14 protein-coding genes are annotated in these 15374 nt (G+C 72.7%); 8 read left to right on the top strand and 6 right to left on the bottom strand.

The genetic code is table 11. The features are described 5' to 3' along the window. Window positions 1-49: 49 nt before the first annotated feature. Window positions 50-1504, bottom strand: coding sequence for a hypothetical protein (locus ACFY6U_RS21195; RefSeq protein WP_390040287.1), 1455 nt, complete (start codon window positions 1502-1504; stop codon window positions 50-52). 120 nt (window positions 1505-1624) lie between these two features. Here ACFY6U_RS21195 and ACFY6U_RS21200 point away from each other — a divergent pair, with 120 nt between their 5' ends. From ACFY6U_RS21200 to ACFY6U_RS21210, 3 genes are all read left to right on the top strand, one after another. Continuing rightward, complete coding sequence (locus ACFY6U_RS21200; protein WP_390040289.1) at window positions 1625-2845, top strand: ROK family protein; 1221 nt, start codon at window positions 1625-1627, stop codon at window positions 2843-2845. Between the two features lie 420 nt (window positions 2846-3265). After that, window positions 3266-5986: a pyruvate, phosphate dikinase gene (gene ppdK / locus ACFY6U_RS21205; RefSeq protein WP_390040291.1), complete on the top strand. Its 2721-nt coding sequence runs from the start codon at window positions 3266-3268 to the stop codon at window positions 5984-5986. A 166-nt stretch (window positions 5987-6152) separates the two neighbouring features. After that, complete coding sequence (locus ACFY6U_RS21210) at window positions 6153-6704, top strand: GNAT family N-acetyltransferase (protein ID WP_390040293.1); 552 nt, start codon at window positions 6153-6155, stop codon at window positions 6702-6704. On the opposite strand, the gene ACFY6U_RS21215 is transcribed toward ACFY6U_RS21210, so the two are convergent. From ACFY6U_RS21215 to ACFY6U_RS21225, 3 genes are all read right to left on the bottom strand, one after another. Beyond that, window positions 6681-7124: a nuclear transport factor 2 family protein gene (locus tag ACFY6U_RS21215; protein ID WP_390040295.1), complete on the bottom strand. Its 444-nt coding sequence runs from the start codon at window positions 7122-7124 to the stop codon at window positions 6681-6683. The genes ACFY6U_RS21210 and ACFY6U_RS21215 overlap by 24 nt on opposite strands. 28 nt (window positions 7125-7152) lie before the next feature. Then, window positions 7153-7896 carry a rhomboid family intramembrane serine protease gene (locus tag ACFY6U_RS21220; protein ID WP_390040297.1) on the bottom strand — a complete coding sequence of 248 codons (744 nt, stop codon included), beginning with the start codon at window positions 7894-7896 and terminating at the stop codon, window positions 7153-7155. An 81-nt stretch (window positions 7897-7977) separates the two neighbouring features. Then, window positions 7978-9084 (bottom strand): Lrp/AsnC family transcriptional regulator, encoded by a 1107-nt coding sequence (locus ACFY6U_RS21225; RefSeq protein WP_390040299.1) that lies wholly within the window; start codon window positions 9082-9084, stop codon window positions 7978-7980. A 63-nt stretch (window positions 9085-9147) separates the two neighbouring features. Between ACFY6U_RS21225 and ACFY6U_RS21230 the strand changes: the two genes are divergently transcribed. Both ACFY6U_RS21230 and ACFY6U_RS21235 read left to right on the top strand, forming a co-directional pair. Next, window positions 9148-10308 carry a lactate 2-monooxygenase gene (locus tag ACFY6U_RS21230; RefSeq protein ID WP_390040466.1) on the top strand — a complete coding sequence of 387 codons (1161 nt, stop codon included), beginning with the start codon at window positions 9148-9150 and terminating at the stop codon, window positions 10306-10308. Between the two features lie 99 nt (window positions 10309-10407). Further along, window positions 10408-10974 (top strand): TetR/AcrR family transcriptional regulator, encoded by a 567-nt coding sequence (locus ACFY6U_RS21235; RefSeq protein WP_390040301.1) that lies wholly within the window; start codon window positions 10408-10410, stop codon window positions 10972-10974. A 13-nt stretch (window positions 10975-10987) separates the two neighbouring features. On the opposite strand, the gene ACFY6U_RS21240 is transcribed toward ACFY6U_RS21235, so the two are convergent. Further along, entirely contained in the window at window positions 10988-11944 is a 957-nt protein-coding gene (locus tag ACFY6U_RS21240; protein ID WP_390040303.1) for an SDR family NAD(P)-dependent oxidoreductase, read from the bottom strand. A 165-nt stretch (window positions 11945-12109) separates the two neighbouring features. Between ACFY6U_RS21240 and ACFY6U_RS21245 the strand changes: the two genes are divergently transcribed. Both ACFY6U_RS21245 and ACFY6U_RS21250 read left to right on the top strand, forming a co-directional pair. Beyond that, window positions 12110-12694, top strand: a complete 585-nt coding sequence (locus ACFY6U_RS21245) for a TetR/AcrR family transcriptional regulator (protein ID WP_390040305.1) — start codon at window positions 12110-12112, stop codon at window positions 12692-12694. A 73-nt stretch (window positions 12695-12767) separates the two neighbouring features. Further along, entirely contained in the window at window positions 12768-13343 is a 576-nt protein-coding gene (locus ACFY6U_RS21250) for a YciI family protein (RefSeq protein WP_390040307.1), read from the top strand. 33 nt (window positions 13344-13376) lie between these two features. Here ACFY6U_RS21250 and ACFY6U_RS21255 read toward each other — a convergent pair whose 3' ends face one another. Continuing rightward, window positions 13377-14309: an aminoglycoside phosphotransferase family protein gene (locus ACFY6U_RS21255; protein ID WP_390040309.1), complete on the bottom strand. Its 933-nt coding sequence runs from the start codon at window positions 14307-14309 to the stop codon at window positions 13377-13379. Between the two features lie 120 nt (window positions 14310-14429). On the opposite strand from ACFY6U_RS21255, the gene ACFY6U_RS21260 reads away from it, so the two are divergent. Then, on the top strand, window positions 14430-15368 hold the full coding sequence (locus tag ACFY6U_RS21260) for an oxidoreductase (protein ID WP_390040311.1): 939 nt from the start codon (window positions 14430-14432) through the stop codon (window positions 15366-15368). Window positions 15369-15374: the final 6 nt, after the last annotated feature.

Consider the following 15374-nt stretch of genomic DNA (forward strand, 5'->3'; position numbering starts at 1 on the left):
TCGTCCCTCTGGTCGAACGTGCGGTGTCCGCCGAAGACACCCCGTTTTGTCAGCTCTTGTGCAGGTTTTGACGTTCGTCATGCGGCTCTTCGCGCGGTGCGGCGTGCGGGGCCGCGCGCCGCCGGTGGTGCAGGTCCAGCGCGAGCGCCGCGGTCCAGCCGAACCCGGTCGCGCCGCACGCCTCGCCGGTGTACGGGTCGACGTACTCGGCGAACCCGCTCGCGTCGGCCGTCCGTACGACCGCCCCGGCGAGCGCGTCCGCCCGCTCCCGCTCGCCCTGCTCGCGCAGCCCCCGCTCCAGCAGCCAGCCGGTGTTGAACCAGGCGGGGCCGCGCCAGTAGCGGTGCGGGTCGAAGGCCTCGCCGAGCAGGTCGTAGCTGGGGACCAGGCCGGAGCCGGTGCCGAAGTGCGGGCCGTCCAGTGTGCGGACGAGCGCGGCGGCGATCTCCGGGGGCAGGCCGGGCAGGAGCAGCGGGACCAGCCCGGAGACCCCGCGTTCGGGGATGAGCGAACCGCCCGTGCCGTCCCGCAGGTCCCGGCAGAGGAAGATCTCCTTCTCCGGGTCCCACAGCCGGTCCACCAGCGCCTCCGTCAGCCGTTCCGCCCGCGCGTGCCGGGCCGTGCCGGGCGCGCCCAGTTCCCGCGCGATGCGGGCGAGGGCGTGCTCGGAGGCGATGAGCAGCGCGTTGAAGGCGGGGTCCTCGACGGCGAAGTCCCTGGTCCGGTCGGCGTATCCGGCGTCCCGGTAGTCGGCCGCCAGCCGCACGTACCGCCCGTAGTCCAGGTCCGTCGGCCGGTCCTCGGCGGCGCCGTGGTCCAGGTCGGCGCGCCGGAAGGAGCGGGCCGGGGCGGGCGCGACCCGGGCGAGCGGGGCGTCCCAGCAGGGGCTGTTGTCCATACCCTGTTCCCAGGGGTGCACGACGGACGCCAGCCCGCCTCCGCCCAGGTCGCGCCGGTGCAGCAGGTAGCGGTGCCAGGCGGCGAGCCGCGGGTAGACGCCGGCCAGGAAGCCCCGTGCACGCGACAGGCCCGGGTCGGCGAGGTGCACCAGCCAGGCCGCCAGCGCGTGCACCGGCGGCTGCACGATCCCGGAGGTCTGTACGGTGCGCGGGGCGCCCGCAGCGCGCCCCGCGGTCGAGGAGCGCCAGAAGTCGGGGCTCGGGAAGTACGCGTCGAGGGGCACGGAGGGGTTGAACACAATGTGCGGGATCCGCCCGTCGCCCCACTGGGCGGCCAGCAGCGTCTCCAGCTCCGTCTGCGCGCGCAGCGGCGAGAGGTGCCTGAGACCGATCGCGATGAACGCCGAGTCCCACGACCACTGGTGCGGATACAGGCTCCGGGAGGGCACGGTCGAACTGCCGGTCCAGTTGTCGTCGAGCACCTGTGCGGCTCTGACGTGCAGCGACCGTCGTGCGCCGGCGCTGGGTACGGCGCGGGCGGACGGCGGATCGTATGCAATACCGCGATCGAGCGCATGGGTGGTGAGCTGGGCAGTGCGATCCACTCGGGACTCCCCGAAGACGTCCGGCCGGCCGGGTTTGGCGGTGGCTACCGTAGGGTTACGTCTATTTAACACGCAAAACTCAATATGTAATGCAAGCTTGAGAAACACAAGGGGGTGCGCATGACCGGACGTCCCGGCAGGACCGGCAAGGGCGGCGGGCAGGCGAGCGCCGGAGATCTGCTCGAACTGGTGCGCAACGGGCGGGCCGTGACACGCGGAGCGCTCCAGCAGGCCACCGGGCTCTCCCGTGCGACCGTCGGTCACCGCCTGGACCGGCTGTTCCGCGCCGGCTGGCTGCGCGAGGGCGCCGGCGGCCCGGTCGACTCCCCGCTGGGCGGACGCCCCTCCATCACCCTCGAGTTCGACGACTCCCACGCGGTCGTCCTCGCCGCCGACCTGGAGACCCGGCACGCCCGCGCCGCCGTGCTCACGCTCACCGGCGAGATCCTCGCCGAGCACTCCGGCACGCTGGTCATCCAGGACGGTCCGGACGCCGTGCTCGGCGAACTCGGGCGCTGGTTCGCCGAGTTGCTGGAGAAGGCCGGCCACCGCGCGACGGAGGTGTGCGGGATCGGCCTCGCGGTGCCGGGGCCGGTCGACATGGACACCGGCCGGGTGGTCCAGCCGCCGATCATGCCGGGCTGGGACGGCTACGACATAAGGGGCCGGCTGGCCAGGGCGTTCACGGAGCACACGGGCGGGCCGGCCGTCCCGGTCCTGGTGGACAACGACGCGAACCTGATGGCGTACGGGGAGCAGTGCACGGCATACCCGGACTGCTCCGCGTTCGTCCTGGTCAAGGTCTCGACGGGTATCGGCGCCGGGGTCGTGGTGGACGGCGCGATCTACCGGGGCGTCGACGGCGGCGCCGGGGACATCGGCCACATCCGGGTGGGCGCGGAGGCGCAGTGCCGGTGCGGTTCGTACGGCTGCCTCGCCGCGGTCGCCAGCGGCGGTGCCGTGGCGCGGCGGCTGACGGAGGCGGGGATTCCGGCCTCCTCCGGCTCGGACGTGCGCGACCTGCTCGCCTCGGGCCACCCGGAGGCGGCCGCGCTGGCGCGGGAGGCCGGCCGCATGGTCGGAGACGTGCTGGCGACGGTCGTGACCCTCCTCAACCCGGGCGTCCTGATGATCGCGGGCGATCTCGCGGGCACCCCGTTCCTCACCGGCGTGCGCGAACTGCTCTACCAGCGGGCACTGCCGCGCTCCACCGCTCATCTGGACGTCGTGACGTCGCGGCTGGGGGAGCGGGCCGGGCTGGTCGGGGCCGGGGCAATGGTCGTGGAGTACCTGTACGCGCCGGAGCGGGTCGAGGAGCGGTTGCTCGCGCTGGGCGTGTGACCGGCGCGTTTCCGGCGCGTTCTGGTGTCCGCCCCCGCGTCCGCATGGTGAACTCCGGCGGTCTGTGGCAGCGTGATTCTCGCCACCCTTGATAAGGGTCACGCTCAGATGAGCGGATCATGGGCGACTGCACTTCTCCAAGGGGTGGCACTGGGTGCCACCCCTTGATCGTTCATCGATCGAAATCAGGTGTGCGGTATGGATGCTCAAGTGAGCGGAAAGGTGCGGTGCTGAGCGGTCATGTGTTCAAGAAGTGAAAACACGAGCCGGTCTCCGCTTGCCAAGCTTTGACTTTCGATCCGGTGGCGGACGACTGGTTACGGGCGCATGACACACAAGTAGACGTACCCAGGCGCCTTCGATCTGGGTATGTTCCTGGCCGTCAGGGCAGCCACCGAGTCTTCCAGGGAGTCGAGACCCGTGTCGGAAAACAAAGAACCCCACGCGGCGAAGTTCGTTTACGACTTCACCGAGGGAAACAAGGACCTCAAGGACCTCCTGGGCGGCAAGGGCGCGAACCTCGCCGAGATGACCAACCTGGGGCTCCCCGTTCCCCCGGGCTTCACCATCACGACGGAAGCCTGCAAGGTCTACCTCGACAGCGGCGAGGAGCCGACGGCACTGCGTGACGAGGTGAGTGCGCACCTCGACGCCCTCGAAGAGCGGATGGGCAAGAAGCTCGGCCAGGCCGACGACCCGCTCCTGGTCTCGGTCCGCTCCGGCGCCAAGTTCTCCATGCCCGGCATGATGGACACGGTCCTGAACATCGGCCTCTCCGACAAGTCCGTGCAGGGCCTGGCCAAGCAGGCCGGCGACGACCGCTTCGCGTGGGACTCCTACCGCCGCCTCATCCAGATGTTCGGCAAGACGGTCCTCGGCGTCGACGGCGAGCTCTTCGAGGAGGCGCTGGACGCGGCGAAGGAGGCCAAGCAGGTCACCGTCGACACGGAGCTGGAGGCGGCCGACCTCAAGAAGCTCGTCACCAGGTTCAAGAAGATCGTCAAGGCGGAGGCCGGGCGGGACTTCCCGCAGGACCCGCGCGAGCAAATGGACCTCGCCATCCGCGCGGTCTTCGACTCCTGGAACACCGACCGCGCCAAGCTCTACCGCCGCCAGGAGCGCATCCCCGGCGACCTCGGCACGGCCGTCAACGTCTGCTCCATGGTCTTCGGCAACCTCGGCCCGGATTCGGGTACCGGCGTGGCGTTCACGAGGGACCCCGCCTCCGGCCACCAGGGCGTCTACGGCGACTACCTCCAGAACGCCCAGGGCGAGGACGTGGTCGCGGGCATCCGCAACACGGTCCCGCTGGCCGAGCTGGAGAACATCGACAAGAAGTCGTACGACCAGCTGATGCAGATCATGGAGACGCTGGAGAACCACTACAAGGACCTCTGCGACATCGAGTTCACGATCGAGCGCGGTCAGCTGTGGATGCTCCAGACCCGGGTCGGCAAGCGCACGGCGGGCGCGGCCTTCCGGATCGCGACCCAGCTGGTCGACCAGGGCCTGATCGACGAGACCGAGGCCCTCCAGCGCGTCACGGGCGCCCAGCTCGCCCAGCTGATGTTCCCCCGCTTCGACGAGCAGGCCAAGGCCCAGCAGGTCGGCCGGGGCATCGCCGCCTCGCCGGGCGCGGCGGTCGGCAAGGCGGTCTTCGACTCGTACACCGCGGTGAAGTGGTCCCGCTCGGGCGAGAAGGTCATCCTGGTCCGCCGCGAGACCAACCCCGACGACCTGGACGGCATGATCGCGGCGGAGGGCATCCTCACCTCGCGGGGCGGCAAGACCTCCCACGCGGCCGTGGTCGCCCGCGGCATGGGCAAGACGTGTGTGTGCGGCGCCGAGGATCTCGAGGTCGACACCAAGCGCCGCCGCATGACCGTCCCCGGCGGCCACGTGGTCGAGGAGGGCGACGTCATCTCCATCGACGGCTCCTCCGGCAAGGTCTACCTGGGCGAGGTACCCGTCGTACCCTCCCCGGTCGTCGAGTACTTCGAGGGCCGGATGCACGCGGGCGCCCAGGACGCCGACGAGCTGGTCGAGGCGGTCCACCGCATCATGGCCTTCGCGGACCGCAAGCGCCGGCTGCGGGTGCGCGCCAACGCCGACAACGCCGAGGACGCCCTGCGCGCGCGCCGCTTCGGTGCCCAGGGCATCGGCCTGTGCCGCACCGAGCACATGTTCCTCGGCGACCGCCGCGAACTGGTGGAACGCCTGATCCTGGCGGACACCCAGGAGGACCGAGAGGAGGCCCTGAACGCCCTTCTCCCGCTCCAGAAGAAGGACTTCGTCGAGCTCTTCTCGGCGATGGACGGCCTTCCGGTCACGGTCCGCCTCCTCGACCCGCCGCTGCACGAGTTCCTCCCGGACATCACGGAGCTCTCGGTCCGCGTGGCCCTCGCGGAGTCCCGCCAGGAACCCCACGAGAACGAGCTCCGCCTCCTCCAGGCGGTCCACCGCCTGCACGAGCAGAACCCGATGCTGGGCCTGCGCGGCGTACGCCTCGGCCTGGTCATCCCCGGCCTGTTCACGATGCAGGTCCGTGCCATCGCCGAGGCCGCCGCGGAACGCAAGAACGCCAAGGGCGACCCGCGGGCCGAGATCATGATCCCGCTGGTCGGCACGGTCCAGGAGCTGGAGATCGTCCGCGAGGAGGCCGACCAGGTCATCGCGGAGGTCGAGGCGGCGACGGGCACCAGCCTGAAGCTGTCGATCGGCACGATGATCGAACTCCCGCGGGCCGCCCTGACGGCGGCCCAGATCGCGGAGGCGGCGGAGTTCTTCTCCTTCGGCACGAACGACCTGACCCAGACCGTCTGGGGCTTCAGCCGCGACGACGTCGAGGCCTCCTTCTTCACGGCCTACCTGGAGAAGGGCATCTTCGGCGTCTCCCCCTTCGAGACGATCGACCGGGACGGCGTCGGCTCCCTGGTGGCAGCCGCGGCGAAGGCCGGCCGCGCCACCCGCCCCGACCTGAAACTCGGCGTCTGCGGCGAGCACGGCGGCGACCCGGAGTCCGTCCACTTCTTCCACGAGGTGGGCCTGGACTACGTCTCCTGCAGCCCCTTCCGCATCCCGGTGGCCCGCCTGGAGGCGGGCCGCGCGGCGACCGAGTCGGCGGGCAGCGACCACCGCTGAGGCCCTCACAGGCCTCCCGCGAACCCCGGGTCCGCCGTCCGTCCCCGACCCTCGAGACCGATGGACGGCGGCCCCGGCACGCAAGAAGAGGGGCGGCACCCTGTGCGGGGGTGCCGCCCCTTCGGGCGTGTGGCAAGGGGGTTTGACGACCTGTTAGCGTGCGCGGATGGAAGATCTGAACCCCGTGGCGTGGCCGCCCGAGCCGATCCGGACCGAGCGGCTGGTGCTTCGTGAGTCCGAGGCCCGGGACCGTGCGGCGTTCGTCGAGCTGTTCGCCTCGCCCGAGGTGCACACCTACCTCGGCGGGCCGCGGCCGCGGGACGAGGTCGAGCGCGAGATGTCCGGGGTGCCCGAGCGGCGGTCCGGGAGCTTCGTCGTCGAGCTCGACGGGGCGATGATCGGCCAGATCCTGCTCAGGAGGGTGCCGGGACACGGCCGCCCGGCTGCCGCGGGCAAGGCCGATCTCGGCTACCTGTTCCTGCCGCGGGCGTGGGGACGCGGGTACGCCGCGGAGGCGTGCGCGGCGGCCCTCGGCTGGCTCGCCGGCGCGCTTCCCGGAGAGCCGGTGGTGCTCCACACCCAGACCGCCAACGTCGCCTCGATGCGTCTCGCGGCGAGGCTCGGATTCACCGAGGTGGAGCGGTTCGAGGCCTGGGGCGCCGAGCAGTGGCTCGGCATGCGGTCCCCGGTCGCGTCAGGAGGCGTCCTTTCGCAGTGACGTGATGAGGAGGCCGAGGTCCCCGCGTGCCGTGTACGTACGGATCGGGTCGATGCAGTCGCGTGACTCGACGATCCGGCCGTCCCGGACCCGCATGACGAAGACGCAGGGCACCTTGCTCGTGGCGCCGTCCGGCCTGGTGAACTCGTAGGCGAACTCCGCCACGATCACCTCGGGATCGGCGGTCTCGTGGACGACGACGTCGACGACCCGTCGCCTCGGCAGCGACTCCCGGCCCCCCGGCGGCGGCGTGAAGTGCTCCTGGAGCGCACGCCGGCTCGACAACGGCTCGGACTCCGGCGTCGCCATCGGATGCCGGACGTCGGTGGCCTCGGCGTACAGGCCGGGCAGCTCTTCGACGTTCCCGTCGGCGACGCCGTGGACAAGCCGGAGGAAGACGTCGCGCGGACTCGGTGTCACAGGACCTCCGTGAGGAATGCGCGGGCGGTCAGAGCAGCCCGAGGTCGTCGAGTTCCTTGTACAGGTCGGAGCGCGGGGAACCGGGGCCGGGTTGTGGGGCGTTGCCGCCGGCCGGCGTCCGGGGCGTGATGCCGCCGGTGGCCGCCCGTGGTGCGCGGCGGTCGCGGAAGAGCCAGGCTCCCAGCAGGCCCCCGAGCAGCCCGCCGAGGTGGCCGAGCCAGCTCACGCCGGGGGTGCCGGGTACGGCCACGGTGAGGAGGTAGGCGAAGGACGCGCCCATGACGATCCCGACCAGCGTGTCGATCAGGTGCCGGTCGAAGAGTCCCCGTACGACGACGTAGCCGAAGTACCCGAAGATCAGGCCGCTGGCGCCGACCGTCGCCACGTCCCCGTGCTCGAAGAACCAGACCACCAGGCCGCTGCTCAGCGCGATCAGCAGGGTGAGGCCGAGGAACCGCGCCACTCCCCGGTAGGCGGCGAGGAAGCCGAAGACGAACAGGGGGCCGGAGTTGCTCTCGATGTGCGCCCAGCTCCAGTGCAGCAGCGGCGCGACCAGGATGTCGGGCAGGGTGCCGACGTCGCCGGAGACCACCGCGTAGTCCCGGGAGAGGGCGTAGTGGTCGGAGAAGTTGGCCAGTTGCACCAGCCAGACGACCGCGAGCAGGCCGAACATCACGAAGAACGCCTTCCGCGCCTCCGCGATCATCTGCTCGGGGCTCATCGGTACCGGTACCGGCCGGTCCCTCTTCGGGTCCTTCTTCGGCGTGCCCACGGCAGGCTCCCCCCTCGAACGCCGTCGCGTCCCCACCACGGCGAACTCTACGACAGCCCGCCGACGGGCGCCGAGGCCCGGCTACCCGGGCGGTTCCGCCCACAGGTCCGCCGGTACCACGCCCACGGAGCGGCCGTGCGCGTCCAGGAGGCGGCCGAGGAGCTTGTCCTGGCGCAGGGTGACGACCCGGTCCGCGATGTCGAGGGTCGGGTGGGCCGTCGCCAACTGGGTCTCCAGGCGGAGGATGTCGCTGACCGAGTGCAGGCTGGCCTGGAGGACGAGGTTCTGCGGGCCGCTGACGGCGGCGCAGTTGCGGGTCTCGGGGAGGCGGATGAGGGACTGGCCGACCCCGGGGAGGTCGGCGGGCGGCACCCTGGCCCAGAAGGTGACGGCGACCGGCCAGCCGCCGAGGGGGCGGGCGAAGTCGCAGCGGAAGCGGAGCAGGCCGCGGCGGATGAGGGCCTCGACGCGGCGTTTGGCGGTGGAGAGACTGACGCCGAGGTCCCGTGCCAGGGACTGGTAGGGCGCGCGGCCGTCGTGGGCGAGGCGGAGGGCGAGGGCGCGGTCGAAGGAGGTGAGCTGCCGGTGGGCTGTCTGCCGCGCGGCGGGAGCGGGTGTCCGCGCCGTCAGCCGGGCGCGCTGGGCCGGGGCCAGGGCGGCGATGCGCCAGTGGCCGCCCTCGGTGAACATGTGGGTGACGATCCGGGACCGTACGGCGGTGATGCCCGGCAGCCGGGGCAGCAGGTCGAGGGTGTAGCGGGACAGGGCCGGCAGGTCGCGGGTGGCGACCGTGGCGAGGATGTCGTGGCCCGAAGCCGTCCGCTCGATCGTCACCATGTGCGGGTGGGCGCCCAGGGCCCCGGCGACCCGCGCCGTGGTTCCCGGAGCGCAGTCGATCACGACGTACGCCACACAGATCTGCTCCAGCAGGCGCGGGCCGGGCGAGAACCCGACCCAGGCCGTGCCCTGCGCGGACAGGCGGTGGAAGCGGCGGGCCACCGTGACCGGGTCGACGCCCAGGGCGTGTCCCAGTTCGGTCCAGGAGGCGCGCGGGCTCAGCTGCAGCGCGTTGATCAGCGCCAGCTCGTCCTCGCTCAGCAGGGCCGGTACGCCCGCACTGGTGGCAGTATCCTGCGCTCTCTCGTCGTCCGAGCCGGAATCCTGCGTTTCGAAGCCGGTGTGCGCCACTCTCCCATGATGGACCCCAGGGACCCGTACCCCGCGGGCGCAGTCGTGAAGAAGGGCGGGAACATGGCGTTCGCCGACTACCAGAACGAGATCTACCTCGACGGGCTGCGCGGAGTGGTGCCGCGGTTCCCGATGTCGTACGACGATCTGGAGCCGCTGGCCCTGGCCGCGATGCCCCCTGCGGTGCGGTCGTACGTCGCAGGCGGCGCCGGTGACGAGCGGACGCAGCGGGCCAACGTCGGCGCGTTCGACCGCTGGGGGCTGGTGCCGCGCATGCTGGTGGGGGCCACGGAGCGGGACCTGTCCGTCGAGCTGTTCGGGATGCGGCTGCCCTCGCCGCTGTTCATGGCCCCGGTCGGGGTGATCGGGCTGTGCGCGCAGGACGGTCACGGTGACCTCGCCGTCGCCCGCGCCGCGGCCCGTACCGGCGTACCGATGGTCGCCTCCACGCTGACCGTCGACCCGATGGAGCAGGTGGCCGCCGAGTTCGGTGACACCCCGGGGTTCTTCCAGCTCTACACCCCCACCGACCGCGAACTGGCCGAGAGTCTGGTGCACCGGGCCGAGAAGGCCGGCTTCAAGGGGATCGTGGTCACCCTCGACACCTGGATCACGGGCTGGCGGCCCCGCGACCTGAGCACCAGCAACTTCCCGCAGCTGCGCGGGAACTGCCTGGCCAACTACACGGGCGACCCCGTCTTCCGCGCCCGCCTCGGCAAGAACCCCGAGGACGACCCGCAGGCCGCCGTCGCGCTCTGGGCGGGGATCTTCGGCAACCCGCTCACCTGGGACGACCTGCCCTGGCTGCGGTCGATCACCGATCTGCCGCTGATCCTCAAGGGCCTCTGCCATCCCGAGGACGTCCGCCGGGCCAGGGACGCCGGCGTGGACGGCGTCTACTGCTCCAACCACGGCGGCCGCCAGGCCAACGGCGGCCTGCCCGCCCTCGACGTGCTGCCGGAGGTGGTCGAGGCCGCCGACGGCCTGCCCGTCCTGTTCGACTCCGGTGTCCGCACGGGTGCCGACATCGTCAAGGCGGTCGCGCTGGGCGCCACCGCCGTGGGCGTCGGCCGTCCCTACGCGTACGGCCTCGCAGGCGGCGGTGAGCCCGGCCTCGTCCACGTCCTGCGGGCGCTGCTCGCCGAGGCCGACCTGATCATGGCCGTCGACGGCTACCCGACCCTCGCCGACCTCACCCCCAAGGCGCTGCGGCGCGTCGTCTGACCGGCACCGCGGCCGCTACGACAGGCCGTCGGCAGCCGGCCCTGCGATGAACAGAATCAATGAAACGTGTACACCATGCCCCTTAGGTAGGGTGCGCAGATGACCGCGCCCCGAGGGGACACCCGCCGCCGCGAGCAGGTGCTCGCGGCGGCGCTGACCGTTTTCGCCACGTTCGGCTATCGCAGGACGTCGATGGACGCGGTGGCCCGGGCCGCCGACATCTCCCGCCCCGGCCTGTACTTCCTCTTCTCCGGCAAGGAGGAGCTGTTCCGCGAGACCGTGCGGCAGGAGCTGGACCGGGCGCTGGCGGACGTCCGCACGGCACTGGACGCACCCGGCGCCGACCTCGACACCCGTCTGGTGGCCGCGCTCGACGCGAGCCTCGGCCGGTACGTCGGCACGCACCTCAACGAGGGCGTCGACGACCTGCTGGAGCACGGGACCGCGCAGCTCCACGACCTCTACGACGACCACCGGGACGCCTTCCTCGACACGCTCGCGAAGGCGATCGCCGACTCCGGCCGGCCCGTCCCCGGCACCGTCACACCGCGGCAGATCGCCGAGGTCCTGCAGGCGGCCGGAGAGGGCTGGAAACACCGGGTCGCCGACCGCACGGAGTTCGTGCGCAGGCTGGGCGTGGCGGTGGGGGTGGCGTTGCGGCCGTAGGGCCGCCTGGGCCTCAGGCGGCGGCCGGAGCGGTGAGCAGGTCGGCGGAGAGCCGCCACAGGAGGGCCGCGTGGTCGGGATCCAGGGCGTGGGCGGCGACCCCCCGGCGGACGCCGGGCCGGTGGGGGCCGGCCTCGTCGCAGTCCTCGAAGTACCGGCCGGTCACGCCCTCGACCAGGGGGGAGGCGGCGAGCAGCACCGACGTGGCGGCGCCCTGCTCGATGTCCTTCCACGACACGTCGGTGCTGGTGGCGCCGAACGAGGCCGGGCTGTTGGAGATGTCCCCGATGTGGCGGCCGAGCCGGGTGCTGGTGATACGGCCGGGGTTGAGGGCGTTGACGGTGATCAGGTCCGGGGCCCAGCGGCGGGCCGCTTCGACGGTGAACAGGACGTTCGCCGTCTTGGACTGGCTGTAGGCCGCCCACGGGTCGTAGGGGCGCCGCTCGAAGCCGATGTCGTCGAAGTCGATGTCGCCGTTGACGTGGCCGACCGAGCTGACCGCGACGACGCGCGCGCCGTGGGCCGAGGCGAGGGCCCCGTGCAAGCCGGTGGCGAGGGCGAAGTGGCCGAGGTGGTTGGTGGCGAACTGCATCTCCCAGCCCTCCCGCGTCCGCTGCAGCGGCGTGGCCATGACCCCGGCGTTGAGCACGAGGATGTGCAGCGGGCCCTGCCAGGCGTCGGTGAAGGCGCGCACGGAGCGCTGGTCGGCGAGGTCGAGGAGGGCGGCGCGTACGCTGCCCGGTCCGCTCGCAGGGGCGATCTCCTCGGCGGCCCGGATGCCTGCCGCCAGGTCGCGGACGCCGATGGTGACCTCGGCGCCGGCGGCACCGAGGACGCGGGCGGTCTCGCGTCCGATGCCGGAGGCGCCGCCGGTGACGACGGCACGCCTGCCGCTGAGGTCGACGCCCGAGAGCACCTCGGCGGCGGTGCTCAGGGCTCCGAAGGGGGTGGTGAAGAGGGGGCGGGACATGAGGTTCTCCAGGCGGGTGGTGGGAGGGGACTCGTGCGGGCGCGGCCGGTGGCGTGTGGGCAGGGGCCGTCGTACCCTCGTATCCGGAACTGGTTCCGGTTCGCGCTTCGACGGTAAGCGGAACTGGTTCCGGTTGCAAGCGGCGGTGACGAGGAGGGGTCTGGGTTGAGCGGCACCGACGGGGTCGCGGCGGCGTCCCGCAGGCCGTTGCGCGCGGACGCGCAGCGCAACGAGGACCGGCTGCTGGAGGCGGCGGCAGCGGCGTTCGCCCGGGAGGGGGCGGGCGCCTCGGTCAAGGACATCGCCGGCCGGGCGGGCGTCGGCGTCGGCACGCTCTATCGCCGGTTCCCGTCGAAGGAGCTGCTCATCGAGGCGGTCTACCGGCACGAGGTGCAGCGCCTGTGCGAGGCGGCGGACGAACTGGCGGCCGCGCTGCCGGCGGTGGAGGCGCTGCGGACGTGGATGGAGCGCTTCATCGACTTCATGGCGGCGAAGCAGGGGATGGCCGACGCGTTGCGGGTGATCCTGACCGACGAGAGCGAGAAACTGCACACCCGGACGCTCCTGGTCGATGCGATCGCCCGCCTGCTGGGCGCGGCGGAGGGGACGCCGGTGGCGCGGCCGGGGGTGGACGCGCGTGATGTGCTGATGGCGCTCGGGGGTATCAGCCTGATGGCGGCGCACGAGGGACAGCGCGAACTGGCCCTCCGGCTCATCGACCTGCTGTTGCGCGGGGTCGTGAGGGGTTGACGGCGCCCGCCTCGGGCAAGGCCGGGGAAACCGTGTTGAGGGGCCGGGCCGTCCTGCGGAAGGCTCCGCGGTCATGGAGTTCTTCTGTTACCACCGTGACCGTGCCGGCTCTGTCGCGTTGCGTACGGAGCTGGTGGAGGACCACTGGGCGTACATGGACGGCTACGCGGCCGGGCTGATCGCCCGGGGGCCGACGTTCGCGGCCGACGCCGAGGTGCCGAGCGGGAGTGTGCACGTCGTCGACCTGCCCGGACCCGCCGCCGCCCGCGCGTTCGCCTTCGACGAGCCCAACTACCAGGCCGGCGTGTACCGGGACGTGCTGCTGCGGCGGTGGCGCAACCTGCTGGGGCGCACCATGTGGGAGTTCCCCGGCGGCCGGAGCGACGGCAACCGGTACCTGGTGCTCGGCCTGGGCCCGGCGCACGACGGCACCGACGGCACCCTCCCCGGCCCCGGCGGCCTGCCGGCCGGCACCGGCCACGACGACCTGATCGCCTTCGGCCCGCTGCTGTCCGACGACGGCACCACCTGGATCGGCACGGCGGCGCTGGTCCGGGCCACGGACCGGGACGAGGCGCTGGGGGTGCTGGCGCCGGTGCGGTACGCGGACGTCGAGGTGCACGACTGGGAGTTCGGCGGGCGGCGGTGACGGGAGAGCGAGCCGAGGGGCGACCGCCTCCGGCTAGACGGCCAGTGCCTCCGCCAGTCTGTCGGCGCACTGGGTGATGCGGTCGAGCCGGGGGCCCGACCGTGCGATGCGGAAGCCGTGCCGGCGGCCCCAGAACGCCGCCTGGACGGCGTGCAACTGGGCCCAGCGGCGCACGCGTTCGCGGTCGAGCTCCGCGGCCTCGGCGAACACGTCCAGGAGGCGGCGCGCGGTCTTCGGGAGGTCGTCGGACTGCATGAGGTTCAGCGCGCGGGACTTGAGGAGGGTGCCGCCGTCGTACGCCGGGTCCCCCGCACAGCCCTTCGGGTCGACCGCCAGCCACGGTTCCCGGTCCGCCCGCAGGATGTTGCGTGCGTGCAGGTCGCCGTGGACGAGGGTGTCCGGCTGGGCCCGGCCCAGTTCGCGGGTGGTGGCGACGGCCGCCTCCAGCGCGCGGGGCGGCAGTGCGTGGGGCAGTTCGGCGGCGTTCTCGCGCAGCTCCGCCGCCCATCCGTCGGCGCGGTCCCGCAGCCGGGGCAGGCCCGGTGGTGCCGGGACGGCGAGGCGGTGGTTCAGGCGGCCCGCGATCGTCATCACCGTCTCGTCGTCGGGCTCCAGCGCCGCCAGCGTCGACACGTGGGCCCGCTCCAGGAGGAGGGCGAAGCGGGCGTCGTCGCGCCGGTGGAGGAGGACCGCGCCACGGCCCGCCCACGCCTCGAACGCGTCCGGCTCGTGGACGTTGCCGGGGTGGGGGAAGGACACCTTGACGACGCAGGGGCGGCCCGAGGACCGCAGGCGGACCGGGACGATCACGCCCACACCGCCGTGCGTCACCTCGCCGTCGGGCACGCAGTCCCAGCGCCGCAGCAGGTCCTCGACCGTCTCCGGGAGTCCGGCGATCCAGGCCGCTCCGCGGTCACCCTCGCGGTCGATCGTGCCCCGTACCAGTGCCTCCGGAATGCCGATCATCCTGGCACCCTACGCGGCCCAGGGGTACGGCGTGCGGCGTACGGCCGCGTCCGGTGCCGTCCCGCGCCCCGCGCTCGTAGGCTGGCAGCACCACGGACCCCACCTGTGAAGGGCGCCCCCATGAGCAGCGGCTGGAGCAGCGGCGACATCCCGGACCTCGCCGGGCGCGTCGCCGTCGTCACCGGGGCCAACAGCGGGCTCGGGTACGTCACCGCCCGGGAGCTGGCGCGCAAGGGCGCGCGGGTCGTGCTCGCCTGCCGGAACGAGCGGCGGGGGAACGCGGCGGGGGACCGGATGGCCACCGAAGTACCCGACGCCCACATCGAGTTCGGGCGGCTCGATCTCGGGGATCTGGCGTCCGTACGGGACTTCGCCGCCTCGTTCCGGTACGACCGGCTCGATCTCCTCGTCAACAACGCCGGGGTGATGGCACCGCCGTACGGGACCACCGCGGACGGGTTCGAGACGCAGTTCGGCGTCAACCACCTCGGGCACTTCGCGCTCACCGGACTGCTCCTGCCCGTCCTGCTGCGCACCCCCGGCGCCCGTGTCGTCACCGTCTCCAGCATGATGCACGTCCTGGCCAACGTGGACCTCGGCGACCTCGACAGCCGGCGGCGCTACCGGCGCTGGGTCGCGTACGGGCGGTCCAAGAGCGCCAACCTGCTCTTCGTCCACGAACTCGCCCGGCGCGCCGACGCCGCCCGCGGCCCCGGCCTGGTCGCCGCCGCCGCGCACCCCGGCTACGCCGCCACCAACCTGCAGACCGCCGGACCCCGCGCCGAGGGGCGGCGCGCCGCCGAGCGGGCGATGACGGCCGCGAACCTCGTGTTCGCCCAGTCCGCCGAGGCCGGGGCCCTGCCCACGCTGTACGCGGCCACCGCCCCCGGCGTACGGTCCGACTCCTTCACCGGTCCGGCCGTCGCGATGTGGCGCGGGGCGCCGGCCCCCTCCTGGCGGGCGCCCTGGACCCGCGACGACACCATGGCCAGGCGGCTCTGGGACGCCTCGGAGCGGCTCACCGGGGTGTCCTACGACGCCGTCCTGAAGGGGGCGTGAGCGGGG

Source organism: Streptomyces sp. NPDC013157, from assembly GCF_042899865.1.
Lineage (GTDB): Bacteria > Actinomycetota > Actinomycetes > Streptomycetales > Streptomycetaceae > Streptomyces.